This is a genomic window from Acinetobacter sp. N1-1 (assembly GCF_056711485.1).
The window spans coordinates 1,293,370-1,307,697 of sequence record NZ_JBWXUO010000012.1 but is presented as its reverse complement, the minus strand read 5'-3'; the positions used below and the strand labels follow the sequence as shown (position 1 = coordinate 1,307,697).

Annotated in this window: 16 protein-coding genes; 10 read left to right on the top strand and 6 right to left on the bottom strand. The window is 36.1% G+C overall.

What is annotated here, in order from left to right; all coding sequences use genetic code 11:
• The first annotated feature begins 70 nt into the window (after positions 1-70).
• The 5 genes from purH (at position 71) to AC1MPL_RS06390 (ending at position 6,097) form a co-directional block, all read left to right on the top strand.
• Positions 71-1,648 (top strand): bifunctional phosphoribosylaminoimidazolecarboxamide formyltransferase/IMP cyclohydrolase, encoded by a 1,578-nt coding sequence (gene purH, locus AC1MPL_RS06410; RefSeq protein WP_479764975.1) that lies wholly within the window; start codon positions 71-73, stop codon positions 1,646-1,648.
• 81 nt (positions 1,649-1,729) lie between these two features.
• Positions 1,730-3,019 carry a phosphoribosylamine--glycine ligase gene (gene purD, locus AC1MPL_RS06405; RefSeq protein WP_479764974.1) on the top strand — a complete coding sequence of 430 codons (1,290 nt, stop codon included), beginning with the start codon at positions 1,730-1,732 and terminating at the stop codon, positions 3,017-3,019.
• A gap of 407 nt (positions 3,020-3,426) precedes the next feature.
• Positions 3,427-4,302 (top strand): MetQ/NlpA family ABC transporter substrate-binding protein, encoded by an 876-nt coding sequence (locus AC1MPL_RS06400; RefSeq protein WP_479764973.1) that lies wholly within the window; start codon positions 3,427-3,429, stop codon positions 4,300-4,302.
• 74 nt (positions 4,303-4,376) lie between these two features.
• Positions 4,377-5,405 (top strand): methionine ABC transporter ATP-binding protein, encoded by a 1,029-nt coding sequence (locus AC1MPL_RS06395; RefSeq protein WP_479764972.1) that lies wholly within the window; start codon positions 4,377-4,379, stop codon positions 5,403-5,405.
• On the top strand, positions 5,402-6,097 hold the full coding sequence (locus tag AC1MPL_RS06390) for a methionine ABC transporter permease (protein ID WP_479764971.1): 696 nt from the start codon (positions 5,402-5,404) through the stop codon (positions 6,095-6,097). The genes AC1MPL_RS06395 and AC1MPL_RS06390 overlap by 4 nt, the downstream gene beginning before the upstream one ends.
• Before the next feature lie 35 nt (positions 6,098-6,132).
• On the opposite strand, the gene AC1MPL_RS06385 is transcribed toward AC1MPL_RS06390, so the two are convergent.
• On the bottom strand, positions 6,133-6,789 hold the full coding sequence (locus AC1MPL_RS06385; protein ID WP_479764970.1) for a hypothetical protein: 657 nt from the start codon (positions 6,787-6,789) through the stop codon (positions 6,133-6,135).
• A gap of 368 nt (positions 6,790-7,157) precedes the next feature.
• Between AC1MPL_RS06385 and dapD the strand changes: the two genes are divergently transcribed.
• The 5 genes from dapD to AC1MPL_RS06360 all read left to right on the top strand — a co-directional run bounded on the left by dapD (position 7,158) and on the right by AC1MPL_RS06360 (position 10,421).
• Entirely contained in the window at positions 7,158-7,979 is an 822-nt protein-coding gene (gene dapD / locus AC1MPL_RS06380; protein WP_479764969.1) for a 2,3,4,5-tetrahydropyridine-2,6-dicarboxylate N-succinyltransferase, read from the top strand.
• Positions 7,980-8,052: 73 nt separating this feature from the next.
• Positions 8,053-8,766 (top strand): 7-carboxy-7-deazaguanine synthase QueE, encoded by a 714-nt coding sequence (gene queE, locus AC1MPL_RS06375; RefSeq protein ID WP_479764968.1) that lies wholly within the window; start codon positions 8,053-8,055, stop codon positions 8,764-8,766.
• 40 nt (positions 8,767-8,806) lie between these two features.
• Complete coding sequence (gene queC, locus AC1MPL_RS06370; RefSeq protein ID WP_479764967.1) at positions 8,807-9,475, top strand: 7-cyano-7-deazaguanine synthase QueC; 669 nt, start codon at positions 8,807-8,809, stop codon at positions 9,473-9,475.
• A 13-nt stretch (positions 9,476-9,488) separates the two neighbouring features.
• On the top strand, positions 9,489-9,890 hold the full coding sequence (locus tag AC1MPL_RS06365; RefSeq protein ID WP_479764966.1) for a hypothetical protein: 402 nt from the start codon (positions 9,489-9,491) through the stop codon (positions 9,888-9,890).
• Positions 9,891-9,953: 63 nt separating this feature from the next.
• Positions 9,954-10,421: a peroxiredoxin gene (locus tag AC1MPL_RS06360; RefSeq protein WP_479764965.1), complete on the top strand. Its 468-nt coding sequence runs from the start codon at positions 9,954-9,956 to the stop codon at positions 10,419-10,421.
• Between the two features lie 9 nt (positions 10,422-10,430).
• Here the strand turns inward: AC1MPL_RS06360 and AC1MPL_RS06355 are convergent, their stop codons facing one another.
• The 5 genes from AC1MPL_RS06355 to pstA all read right to left on the bottom strand — a co-directional run bounded on the left by AC1MPL_RS06355 (position 10,431) and on the right by pstA (position 14,324).
• Positions 10,431-10,997, bottom strand: a complete 567-nt coding sequence (locus AC1MPL_RS06355; protein WP_479764964.1) for a YceI family protein — start codon at positions 10,995-10,997, stop codon at positions 10,431-10,433.
• A gap of 44 nt (positions 10,998-11,041) precedes the next feature.
• Positions 11,042-11,596, bottom strand: a complete 555-nt coding sequence (locus AC1MPL_RS06350) for a nicotinate-nicotinamide nucleotide adenylyltransferase (protein ID WP_479766178.1) — start codon at positions 11,594-11,596, stop codon at positions 11,042-11,044.
• A gap of 61 nt (positions 11,597-11,657) precedes the next feature.
• The gene (locus tag AC1MPL_RS06345; RefSeq protein ID WP_479764963.1) at positions 11,658-11,981 is read right to left on the bottom strand and encodes an NGG1p interacting factor NIF3; all 324 of its coding nucleotides are present in this window, start codon (positions 11,979-11,981) and stop codon (positions 11,658-11,660) included.
• A gap of 72 nt (positions 11,982-12,053) precedes the next feature.
• Positions 12,054-12,941, bottom strand: coding sequence for a phosphate ABC transporter ATP-binding protein PstB (gene pstB / locus AC1MPL_RS06340; RefSeq protein WP_479764962.1), 888 nt, complete (start codon positions 12,939-12,941; stop codon positions 12,054-12,056).
• Between the two features lie 15 nt (positions 12,942-12,956).
• A complete protein-coding gene (pstA, locus tag AC1MPL_RS06335) occupies positions 12,957-14,324 on the bottom strand; it encodes a phosphate ABC transporter permease PstA (RefSeq protein ID WP_479764961.1) in 1,368 nt (455 codons plus the stop codon).
• Positions 14,325-14,328: the final 4 nt, after the last annotated feature.

The window sequence follows — 14,328 nt, the reverse complement described above, 5'->3', positions numbered from 1 at the left end:
ATAAAATGCTCACGTCTTCGTGGGCATTTTTTTTGCCTTTTGTTTTCTAACTTCAAAGACTAAATATATCATGACAATCAAACGCGCTTTAATTTCCGTTTCCGACAAAACCGGTATTGTTGAATTTGCAAAAAATCTCTCTAATTTAGGAGTTGAGATTTTATCTACGGGTGGAACATATAAATTATTAAAAGAAAACAACATTGCCGTTGTTGAGGTTTCTGAGCATACAGGCTTCCCAGAAATGATGGACGGCCGTGTAAAAACACTACACCCAAAAATTCACGGTGGTATTTTGGCACGTCGTGGCATCGATGAAGCTGTTATGCAAGCACATGACATCGCTGCTATTGACCTTGTTATTGTTAACCTATACCCATTTGCTGCAACTGTTGCAAAACCAAACTGTTCACTTGAAGATGCAATTGAAAATATTGACATTGGTGGACCGACAATGGTTCGTGCTGCTGCAAAAAATCATGCGTCAGTTGGTATTATTGTCAATGCATCTGACTATGCAAATGTCATTCAAGAACTCAAAGATGCAGGCTCACTTTCACAAGCAACTCGCTTTGACCTTGCTGTAAAAGCATTTGAGCACACTGCTCAATATGACGGCATGATCGCATCATATCTTGGCGCACGTGTAGGCAAGAATGAAGATGAAGCAGCAGACACATTCCCACGTACATTTAATACACAGCTACAAAAAGCACAAGACTTACGTTATGGTGAAAATCCACACCAAGCTGCAGCATTCTACGTAGACCCAACTGCAACAGAAGCAGCAGTTTCTACATCTAAACAACTGCAAGGTAAAGAACTATCTTATAACAATATTGCAGATACCGATGCAGCATTAGAATGTGTAAAATCTTTTGTTAAACCTGCCTGTGTTATTGTTAAACATGCAAATCCATGTGGTGTTGCAGTTTCATTAGATGGCATTCATGCAGCATATGACCTTGCTTATGCAACTGATCCAGAATCAGCTTTTGGCGGTATTATTGCCTTTAACCGTGAGCTAGATGTAGAAACTGCAAAAGCAATCGTTTCTCGTCAATTCGTTGAAGTTATTATTGCACCAAGTATTGCCGAAGGTGTTTTAGAAGTTACAGGTGCTAAAAAGAACGTTCGTGTATTAACTTGTGGTGAGCTTCCTGAAATTAACGAACGTGTGCATCAACTTGATTATAAACGTGTAAATGGTGGCTTACTGGTTCAAGACCAAGATTTAGGCATGATTACAGCAGATGAGCTGAAAGTTGTGACTAAACGCGCACCATCAGAACAAGAAATTGAAGATCTAATCTTTGCATGGAAAGTTGCGAAGTATGTAAAATCAAATGCGATTGTTTATGCGAAAAACCGTCAAACAATTGGTGTGGGTGCAGGTCAAATGAGCCGTGTAAACTCAGCTCGTATTGCTGCAATTAAAGCAGAACATGCAGGTCTTGTTGTTGAAGGTGCTGTTATGGCATCAGATGCATTCTTCCCATTCCGTGATGGTATTGATAATGCTGCAAAAGCAGGTATTAAATGTATTATTCAGCCGGGTGGTTCTATGCGTGACGAAGAGGTCATTGCAGCAGCTGATGAAGCCGGTATTGCAATGGTGTTTACTGGTATGCGCCATTTCCGCCACTAATAACAACAATTAATACGCATATTTAATAGAAACATCCTCATATTTATACCATGAGGATGTTTCATTTATGGAGATTCACCTATGAATATTTTAGTTTTAGGTAATGGCGGACGTGAGCATGCACTAGCATGGAAAATTGCTCAAGATAGCCAAGTCAGTCAAGTTTTTGTTGCACCGGGTAATGCTGGAACTGCTACAGAAGAAAAATGTAAAAATATACAACTTAATATTTTAGACAATGATGCAATAATCACTTTTGCTAAAGATAATAAAATTGAGCTAATTGTGGTTGGTCCAGAAGCACCTCTTGTCAATGGTGTTGTCGATGCCGCTCAGAATGCTGGTTTAAAGATTTGGGGACCTACCCAATATGCAGCACAATTAGAAGGCTCAAAAGCATTTGCAAAAGATTTTCTACAAAAACATGAAATTCCAACTGCTTTTTATGAAGTATTCACAGAAATTGATCCTGCAAAAGCATATGTAGAAAAGCATGGTGCTCCTATTGTCATCAAAGCAGATGGTCTTGCTGCAGGTAAAGGCGTTATTGTTGCAATGAGCAATGAAGATGCTTTTGATGCGATTGATGACATGCTTTCTAGCAACAAATTTGGCGATGCAGGTAGCCGTGTTGTTATTGAACAATTCTTAGCAGGCGAAGAAGCAAGTTTCATTTGCATGGTAGATGGCAAAAATATTTTACCAATGGCAACCTCGCAAGATCACAAACGTATTTTTGAAGGTGATCAAGGTCCAAACACTGGTGGTATGGGTGCTTACTCTCCTGCACCAGTCGTTACACCTGAAATTTTTGAGCGTGTAATGAATGAAATTATGCGTCCAACCGTCGAAGGCATGGCAAAAGATGGACACACATATACGGGCTTCTTATATGCAGGTTTAATGATTGATGATCAAGGCCAACCGCGTGTAATCGAATTTAACTGCCGTTTTGGAGATCCTGAAACACAACCAATTATGATGCGACTACAATCATCTTTGGTAGATTTGATTCAAGCAGGAATTGACGGTAACCTTCCTTCCGAAGCAAAATGGGATGAACGCAAATCGATTGGCATTGTACTCGCATCTGCAGGGTATCCTGAAACAGCGCATAAAGGAGATATTATCTCTGGTCTAGGTCAGTCGCCTGAAGGAACAAAAATATTCCATGCAGGAACAGCAACTACAGAAGATGGGCACATTACTACCGCAGGTGGTCGTGTTCTTTGTGTAACTGCACTTGGAAATACAGTTTTAGAAGCTCAAGTGAATGCACTTGAAGTTTGTGGACAAGTTACATTTGACGGTATGCAGTATCGTACAGATATTGGCTATCGTGCAATTGCACGTGAAACTCCTAATCAATAATTTATACGGAGATAGTGCTAATATTAGTACTATCCCCTACCTTTCTGCTGATCTAAATGAAAAAAATTCATAACTATTGTGAATTTTATTGTTTTGACTTATATAATGAACACTTTATACTGCGTTTAGATTAAGAAATCTGAGATTTTCATATACAAACAAAGTAATTCTTTAAATGCTTTTCTCTATATTAAATAATGATTTCTTGATATGATAATGGCAACTTCATACTGAATCACACTATATTTATCGTTTTACATTCATCTAGGGGTACTAGATAATTCATAGTACTGTAATTCAAATATACTTTTGACTACAGTCAAATGAACAAAATGTAAGAAAAACATAAATTAATCAGTCAATGCCTTCCGTATTTATAAACATTTTTATCAGGATTATTACCCCTCATGAAAAAATTATTGGGTGTTGTTTTTTTAGGTGCAGGTCTTACACTTGCTGCAGGGTGCAGTAAAACTCCTACAGACCATAATGTAGCACCAGCAGATACTAATAAAGAATTAAAAACAGTTGTGCTTGGTTCTGATGGTTCAGATACAGATGTATGGCGTTACATTGCAACACTACCTGCAACAAAAGAAGCTGGTATCAAGTTAGACGTAAAAAATATGCCTGATTATGTTGCAATGAACAAAGCAACTGCAGCAGGAGAAATTGACGTTAATGCATTCCAGTCTTATAACTACCTTGTTGCATATAACACTCAAAGTAAAGATAAGCTAGTTCCAATCGCAACAACTTACATTGAACCAATGGGAATTTACTCAAGTAAGTATAAAAAAATAGACCAAATTCCAAATAATGCAACGATTGCTATTCCAAATGATACTTCAAATGAAGCACGCTCATTATCTCTTCTTAAAGCTGCGGGACTTATCCAGCTTAAAGATGGTTTCGATCCAATTCACGGCGATCTAAAAGATATTACTGCAAACCCAAAACACCTTCAGCTAAAACCAATTCCTATGGCAACAGCTGTAAGAGTTATGGGTGATGTTGATGCCATTGCTTTAGGTAATACACTTGCAATGGAGGGTGGCTTAAATGTACTTAAAGATGCACTATTCTACGAGCCAGTTAATCAATCAACCAAGCTGAACATCAACTTACTTGTTACTTCTGATGCAAAAAAAGATGATCCAAAATTGCAAAAACTTGCAACGATCTATCACAGCGAAGAAGTAAAGAAATTTATTACTGACCACTTTGGTGGTACTAAAATTGATGTTAATAAGCCTATCAGCTACTTAACTGAAAACCAGTAGTAATCCTATTTCAACTAAAACAGGTAAAGTGATCAACTTTGCCTGTTTTTATTTTTAGCATAGTTTTTGACAAAATGATTCAATTTAAAAATATCTCAAAGCACTATACGCTTAAAGGTCAAACCGTCCATGCACTCAAGCAAATTAACCTAGAAATACCTGAAGGGAGTATTTTTGGAATTATTGGCTATAGTGGTGCAGGAAAAAGTACATTAATTCGTTTAATTAACTTACTTGAACGTCCAAGCGCAGGCCAGATTATCATTAATCAAAAAGATTTTACCGCTTTAGATGCAAAAACTTTGCGTCAAGAACGTGCTAATATCGGTATGATTTTTCAGCACTTTAACTTACTACAAACAAAAACTGTTGCAGAAAATATTGAAATGCCAATGCGCCTGCTTGGTTACAGTAAGGTCGAGCGTAAAAAAAGATTAGATGAACTACTCCATTTTATTGATTTAGAGCATAAAAGAAATGCTTATCCTGATGAGCTGTCTGGTGGACAAAAACAGCGTGTAGGTATTGCTCGTGCGCTAACTAATCATCCTAAAACTCTATTGTGTGATGAAGCAACATCTGCTTTAGACCCTCAAACTACTCAATCTGTACTTGACCTACTAAAAAAAATTAATCAAGAACAAAATATTACAATTGTCATGGTTACACATGAAATGGATGTTATTGAAAAGGTCTGCGACCATATTGCTGTCATGGAAGCTGGGCATGTCATTGAGCAAGGTTCAACTGTTGAAATTTTCAGCAACCCTAAGCATCCAACAACGCAGACATTTATTCAGACTGTTTTACAACAGCACTTACCAACGAATATTTTAAGACAATTAGAAAACCAACATCACCACAGTATTTATCGTCTGCAATTTTTAGGAAAATCAGCACAAGAACCTGTTATTCAGTCAATGATTAAATCATTTGATATCAGTTTAAATATTCTATTTGCATCAATGACAGAGATCAACGGGACTGTCATTGGTCAAATGTTTGTTCAAGTTCTTGGTGAAGCCACAACAGTAAAAGCAGCAATTCAGCACCTAGAAGAACACGGTGTATCTGTTGCCTCGCAAGCAGGAGAACAAAAATGAGAGACTTATTTGTTCAGTGGCTCACACAGATTACCCACCCTTTTTGGAATAGTATTGTATCTGTAGATGACTTCGTATCTGCCCTCCAACAAACTATTTATATGGTTGTTATTGCATTCTTTTTTGGTGCAATTTGGGGCTTCTTACAAGCAATTACACTACTTGTTACGCGACCAGCAGGTATTTTACCCAATCGTATTATTTACCAAGTTTTAAATCCTATTGTAAATGGACTGCGCTCATTACCATTCGTTATTCTAATGATTGCAATTATCCCCATTACGAAATTTATTACAGGTAAAACTATTGGTACAGCAGCAGCAATTGTTCCTTTGGTTGCATATATTGGGCCATATATGGGGCGACTCATTGAAATCTCATTGCTTGAAGTGAATGAAGGTATTATCGAGTCTGCTCAAGCTATGGGTGCATCACCTGCACAAATTATCTTTAAATTTATCCTACCTGAAGCACGTAGCTCACTTATTTTAAACTTAACAAGTGCAAATATTAGTTTAATTGGTGCAACTGCAATGGCAGGTGTTGTTGGTGGGGGTGGAATTGGTGATTTAGCTTACTCATATGGTTACCAACGTTTCGATACCTTTATTATGATTGCCACAATTATTGCCCTACTTGTCCTTGTACAAATCGTTCAAATGTTTGGTGATTGGTTATCCAAAATTAGATAAGATACAAAAAAGCACCTTTTATAGGTGCTTTTTTATTAAAACTTATATGTTACACCTAGTTTTGCAACAGGTAGCCATTGATATTTACTGTTATTTTTTAAACTATATTGATCATTATAAGTGTCTACATCCATTCTAGAAGAAGATACTAAAGGATGATCTACATAATATGTCCCTACCTCTCCAAAAACACCCCAATGTCCTGCAAAAAGAGATTGTGCTCCAAAACCTAAATAAGGTGATATCGCATCGCTATAACTCATCTCTACTTTTGTTTGAGCTGATGTTACTAAGTGCAAATCATTTTTTTGACTTATATATCCCACACCCGTAACAATATAAAAAGATTTCAACAATGAATTATGGCTCTCACCCCAAGGATGAATTTCAGCATTCATATATGTGTTTTTGTTTTTTATCTTATCAAGTTTATACCGTCTTGCATTGACAGTAATATGATGTTTCCAATCTATTGTACGACCTTCATAACCAAGTACAAAACTTACATAGTTATTTACATCCCATAGTACTGCGCCACCATAACCATTTAACCCAGCATCGAGTCTCAAGCCACTAGGTATATATTGTGTTGCAGTCGACTCCCCTCCTTTTATAATTTGCTCATCAGCAAATACTGCATTTGCTTTTAAAACAAAGTAAAGTACAATGAGGAGCATACTTTTATTTCTCATTATCTATCCAAGTTTCATCGTAATGTATTTTACTTATCATATCTTTTTTCATTGAATATACGATAAGATTTTATATTGGCTTCATGGTACATAATCTAAATTAAAACTAGGATAAGAACATAAATACTTCTCTGGATACTTTAAAAAGTAGTTAAAAATACTTACATTTTAAATAACTAGAAATGCATTACTGACTACACCATATAAAAACCAACAATTTATTACTAAACAATTGACTTTTTTGTATATAAAAGCACAATCAAATAAACCTCAATCATAGGTCATCTTAAAATTTACCGTCCACGATGGACAGTTTTTAGTGTAAAATTAAGATAGTTTTTAAATTAAACAAGATTTGGAAGAATATTATGTCTGAACTTTCAACGATAATTGAACAAGCTTTTGAAAATCGTGCGAATTTTACAGCTACAGATTGCCCTGTAGAAGTACGCAATGCTGTTGATGAAGCACTTAAAGGTTTAGACAATGGTTCATTACGCGTTGCTGAAAAAATTAATGGGGAATGGACAGTTCACCAATGGCTAAAAAAAGCAGTTTTATTATCATTCAAACTTAATGACAATAAGCCTGTTGAAGCTGGTGATCTTGCTTTCTTTGATAAAGTAGATACTAAATTTGCAGGTTGGACAGAAGAGCAATTTAAAGCTGCTGGTGTACGTGTTGTACCACCTGCTGTTGCACGTCGTGGTAGCTTCCAAGCAAAAAATGTTGTACTTATGCCATCTTATGTAAATATTGGTGCGTATGTAGACGAAAATACAATGGTAGATACATGGGCAACAGTAGGCTCATGCGCTCAAATTGGTAAAAATGTACACCTATCTGGTGGTGTTGGTATTGGTGGTGTACTTGAACCATTACAAGCAAATCCAACAATTATTGAAGACAACTGCTTCATTGGCGCACGTTCAGAAATCGTTGAAGGTGTCATTGTTGAAGAAGGCTCTGTAATTTCAATGGGTGTCTATATTGGTCAGTCAACACGTATATATGATCGTGAAACTGGTGAAATCCATTATGGTCGTGTACCAGCAGGTTCAGTTGTTGTTCCAGGTAGCCTTCCATCTAAAGATGGTAAGTACAGCCTATATGCAGCAATCATTGTAAAAAAAGTTGATGCACAAACACGTGCAAAAACAAGCTTAAATGACTTGCTTCGCGCCGACTAATTTTTATATCTATTGAGTCTCTACAACCAATAGGTTGTGGAGATTTTTCTTTTTTAATATGGTTGATTTTGCTATGAATTCTCCCCTTCGCTCGACAACAATTCCTGTAACGGATCCATCATCTGGACTGCGTATTACAGAGATTTTTTATTCTTTGCAAGGTGAGGCTGATACCGCAGGATTACCTACCGTATTTATTCGCCTAACAGGCTGCCCTTTACGTTGTACCTACTGTGATACAACTTATTCTTTTGAGGGTGGTAAAAGACAAAGCCTAGAAAGCATTATTGCTGAGGCACAAAAACACAATACGCCATATATTTGTGTGACAGGAGGAGAACCTCTTGCACAACCAAATTGTATTGCTTTACTCAACCAGCTCTGCCATTTAGGGTTTGAAATTTCACTTGAAACGAGTGGTGCACTTAGTGTTGCAAATGTAGATAGTCGTGTATCTAAAGTATTAGATTTAAAAACACCAACTTCTGGTGAATCACATCGTAATTTAATTGAAAATTTTGAGTACTTGACAAAGAAAGATCAAATTAAATTCGTAATCTGTAATCGTGAAGACTACGAATGGTCTAAACAACAAGTTGAAAAGTATCAACTTGACAAACAAGTAAATACAGTTTGGTTTTCACCTGCTTTTGCAGTAGAAAAAGGAAATGCTAAACTCCCTGCTTTTGCAAGAGAGCTTGCTCAGTGGGTACTCGAAGACCAACTACCTGTACGCTTTCAACTACAGCTACATAAATTACTTTGGCAAGATGAAACTGGCCGTTAATTAAACTTTAAATTGAATCGATATAATTTTGGAGAAACACATGCGCCCTCGTGCTATTGTTCTATTGTCTGGTGGATTAGACTCAACAACTTGTTTAGCTTGGGCGCAATCTCATTATGACTGCGTTGCTCTGAGTTTCCAATATGGACAGCGTTCATCTACTGAACTAGAAGCTGCAAAAAACTTAGCACAACAAGCAAATATTCCGCATAGAATTATTAATATTGATCTTGGTAACCTTGGCGGCTCTGCACTTACAGATCATACAATAGATGTACCTGAAGAAGCACAATCTGGTATTCCAATTACCTACGTTCCAGCACGTAACACGATCTTTTTATCATATGCACTTGCTGCTGCGGAAGTTTTTCAAGCAGAAGCTATTGTTATTGGTGTAAATGCAGTGGACTATTCAGGCTATCCAGATTGTAGACCAGAGTTTGTTGAGGCATTTGCAAATCTTGCAGCACTTGCAACAAAGGCTGGTGTTGAAGGAAAACCTTTAAAAATTGAAACACCGCTGTTACATTTATCCAAAGGGAATATTATACGTCTAGGTATAGAACATGGTGTAGACTACAGTCAAACCGTTTCTTGCTATCAAGCAGATGAACAAGGACGTGCCTGTGGTAAGTGTGATAGTTGTCGCTTGCGCAAAGAAGGATTTCTTGAAGCGAAAGTTGATGACCCTACACGCTATGTTTCATAAAAAGGTAAATTATATGAATTTGTTAAAATCAAAATTAATTCTATCAACATTATTTACGTCAATTGCTTTTACAGCAACTGTTTCACATGCTGCACAAGATCCTTCAAAAAGTACCAATGTGCATGCTGCTCTTGTAAGTAACTGTAAAGAGAGTGCTGGTAAAGCTGGTAAACTTACAACAGCTGAAGCTGAAAAATTCTGTCAATGCCAAGTTGAAGCTGAAGGTAAAATGACTAAAGCTCAAGAATGGCAGATTATTAGCACAGTCAACCAGAAGAAAAGTCCAAGTACTTTACCATTCATTCAACAGCAAAACAGAGAAATCCAAAACTGTTTTGGTCCTCAGTTAACATCTAAGCTTAAAGCGCTAACTGAAGAAGCAATGAAGCAACAAGCTCAAGCTTCTACAAAATAATTTGACCTAAATATAAAAACTAGCCACTATATGTGGCTAGTTTTATTTAGGAATAGTTAACTTATGTCAGATCAAATCTCTTTACCCAATCATAATTTTCAAACAACCTCTAGTCACATAAATCTTTCTAAATACCCACATGAATGGCTTATTATCTACTTTTATCCGAAAGATTCTACACCCGGCTGCACAACACAAGCTGTTGGCTTCTCTTGCCTGAAAGACCAATTTGCAGAACTAAATACACAAATCATTGGTGTATCACGTGACTCTGTAAAAACACATCAAAACTTTACTGCAAAGCAAAACTTAACAATTGAACTAATTAGTGATAAAGAGGAAGTACTTTGTAAACATTTTGATGTGATTAAAGAAAAAAATATGTATGGTAAAAAAGTTTTTGGTATTGAACGATCTACCTTTATTTTTCATCATGGAAAGCTTATAAAAAGCTATAGAAAAGTAAAAGCCGCAGGCCATGCCGAACAAATATTAGAAGATATAAAAACACTTCAAACGGTAAGTCAGTAACTCACTGACTTACTTCTTTACTAGTGCGCCATCTACAAAAATATCAACATGATCTGTTAATGAACCAAATTTTGATTGCATAGCAAAGTTTTTTGTTTGTATCTGCGTTGCAGCTTTAAATTCAAAATTACCATCTTTTTCAGGCGAAATAGTTGTATAAAAAACAACTTGTTTTGTTTTACCCTTAATTGTCAAATTACCAAAAACATTGTATTTACTACTTCCGAGAGATTGTATTTGCGTACTATCAAAAGTAATTTCTTTATACTTAGCAACATCAAACAAATCTTCACCGAGTAAAATGTTATGCAATGTATCATTACTTAAATCAATACTTGCAACTTGAATAACAAAGTGAATTTGTGTTTGTTCCAAATGATTCGGATCAAAATGTATTGTGGAATCTACTTGCTGAAAATCAGCATCAATAACTTTCATACCTAACTTTTTAATATAAAAGCCCACTTCTCCATCATCTGCAAACTTCAGATCTGTTGCATTAGCAATACTGATCAGCGAACAAAATAATGTAAATAATAAGAAGCTCTGAATAATTGCCTTTTTTATATTAAGCACACAATGCCCCAATAATTAAAATATGCCATAGTGTAATTGTATTTTTAAGCTTGATCCTTAAAAAACTGTGTTCGTAATTGCTCATAAGGTTTTTTTTTCTTAAAATTTTTTAAGAAGCTAATCGTACCTTGTGGAAAATATTTTTCTTGTATTTGACCTTTATAAAAATCTTCTCGCATTGGCGTTGCAGATAAGGCATTTTCTAAGCTCTCTAATTCAATAAGTTGCCATTCAGGAAAGAGAGTTAAATAATATGATGAATTATCTTTAAAGTGACCAATTAAACCGATCTGTTGGGCTGACCCTGTCTTTTCTAACACTTTAGATTTAACTTGATTTACCCATTTTTCATCATTATACACATCAATAATATGAACAAAAAGTATTCTTTCTTGCTGTGCTAGATTAAAGTTCGATAAAATCATTTCCTCTCGCTCTTTTGCAAGAAAAGGGTTTTTTACACTCCTCTCTTCTTGTGCAGAACCTAAAGCAACAACAACATAGCAACTTTTCTCTAAAGCCATTTCAATAGTTTTCATATGTGCAAGATGAAATGGTTGGAAACGTCCAATAAAGACAACATAATCTAAAGACAACATAAGCATTTTTTCAATCATTGTATTTTCATAATAGAAAATATATTTAATTGATGCAAATAATTCAGTTTTCAATAGTTAAATCATATAACTTTATAAACTCAAATGCAGGTTCTTCATAAGGATGAGTATCTAATAATGCATTCAATATCTGTTTTGCATTCTCCTCACGAACAATAGTTTCAACACGCCACTCCTCCACATATTCTATTTGCTCAATTTTACCTAAAAATGGTTCCGATCCTTGCTTTGCTTTAAACTGACCTAGACCTTTTACCTGCCATACACAATGTTCATATTTATCACTTTCGCCTGCTTTAGCAAGAAATATTGCTTTCTTAGTTTGTTCTAAATGTGAATCTGGAACGAAATATATAAACTTAAGCATTTTCTCAATCTCTTCAAATAAAAAAGCCTCTAAATTTTATTAGAGGCTTCTATACAACATATCATACTAACATTAACCAAAACGACCTGTAATATACGCTTCAGTCAATTGATGGTCAGGCTGAGTAAATACTTTTTCAGTAGAATTTACTTCAATCAAATCACCCAAATGGAAGTATGCAGTACGGTTAGATACACGTGCTGCCTGTTGCATTGAGTGAGTTACAATTGCAATGGTATATTGTGTTGAAAGCTCAGAGATAAGCTCTTCAACTTTTGCAGTTGCAATTGGATCGAGTGCGGAACATGGTTCATCCATAAGAATAACATCTGGACTTACTGCAATTGTTCGTGCGATACATAAACGCTGTTGCTGACCACCAGACAAACTTGTGCCTGGTTGGTTTAAGCGTTCTTTTACTTCTTCCCACAGACCAGCCTTACGCAAGCTATTTTCAACAATTTCCTCTAAATCATATTTATTACGTGCTAAACCATGTAATTTGGGTCCATAAGCAACATTATCGAAAATTGATTTTGGAAAAGGATTTGGCTTTTGGAATACCATACCTACTTGTGCACGAAGTAATACAACATCTAAATTTGGATCATAGATATCTTGCTGATCAAGCATAACTTTACCAGTTACACGACAGCTTTCGATGGTATCGTTCATACGGTTAAGCGTACGTAAAAATGTAGACTTACCACAACCAGATGGGCCAATAAAAGCCACTACTTCATTTTGGTAAATATCAAGATCAATACCCTTTATTGCTTCACTTTCACCATAATATACATGTACATCTTCGGTACGTAGCTTAACTTGCTTTTGTGAGTTCTCAGATGCTGACTCAGCATTCGCTTGTTCAAAACTACCAATACTAATATGGGGTTGTGTATCTGCTGTCATATCTGTTTGATTCTGCTCTAGGGTACGAGTTGGATCTAATGTATTCATATCTAAACGCTCCACTTACCAACGTACTTCAAATTTCTTTCTTAACCAAATGGCTAAACCATTCAAACTAATCATCATTGCTAAAAGTACAATAATGGCTGCTGCTGTTCTTCCCTCAAAGAAGTTACGCAACTCATTTCCTTGCCATAAAAACACTTGTACTGGTAATGCAGTTGATTGATCTATAGGCGTTGTTGGTACACTCGCTACAAATGCACTCATCCCTATAAGCAATAATGGCGCTGTTTCACCTAAAGCTTGTGCAACACCAATAATTGCACCTGTTAAAATACCCGGTAATGCAAGTGGCAATACATGATGGAAAACGGTTTGCACTTTAGATGCACCTAAACCTTGCGCTGCTTGCCTAATTGATGGTGGCACAGCTTTTAAAGAAGCACGCGTTGTAATGATGACTGTTGGTAAAGTCATTAAACTCAGCACTAGACCACCGACAAGAGGTGCAGATAATGGCAAGTGCATCCATCCAATAAAAATTGCAGCGCCAAGCAAACCAAATACAATTGATGGAACTGCTGCTAAGTTATTAATATTTACTTCTATAATATCTGTAATAACACTTTCCTTAGCAAATTCCTCTAAGTAAATTGCGCTTGCAACCCCAATTGGAATCGAAACAAAGATTACAATTAGCATCATAAACAGTGAACCAACAAAAGCACCTGCCAAACCACTACTTGCTGGGGAACTACGAGAGTCTGTATTCGTAAATATTTGAAAATTGAATGTATTCTTTAAAATATCTTTAGCCTTTAATTCATCTGCAAGGTGACGAATTTCAGGGCTCAACTGCTGCCTATCATCAGGTAGAGATCTGTCAATTTTCCCAGAAAGCCATACATCAATATTTGCATCTGCAAGCAGTTTAATATCTACCGTTTTTCCAACTAAGCTAGGGTCAGCAAATATCATGTCTCTTACACGATAAGTTTCTGAGCTCGTATAAATGCTATTTAATTCACTCTCTTTACTTTCCAAACTTTTATTTTGGGCAACAATTGACTTAGAGATTAAAGCATCCCAATCAACCATTCCCATTTTAGTTTGCCAATCAATATAACGTTCTTGAAATACTGCTGGAGATTCATTACTTTCCTGTATAGGTGGTGGACCTGCATCAATAATTTTGGGGTCAAAATACACAGGAACAGTCATACTTGTTTGCCAAAATGCTGGCAGACCTTTATATAAGATACTACCAAATAAAATAGCGACAAACATTAGACCAATACAAACTGCACTAAATCCAAAAACTCTAAAGCGCTTTTCTTTGCGATGTCGCTTACCTAAAGATTGTATGACCATTTTCTTACGTTGATCACTCAGCTCTTTGGCAGTCAACATTTCAGCTGATTTATTCATAGAT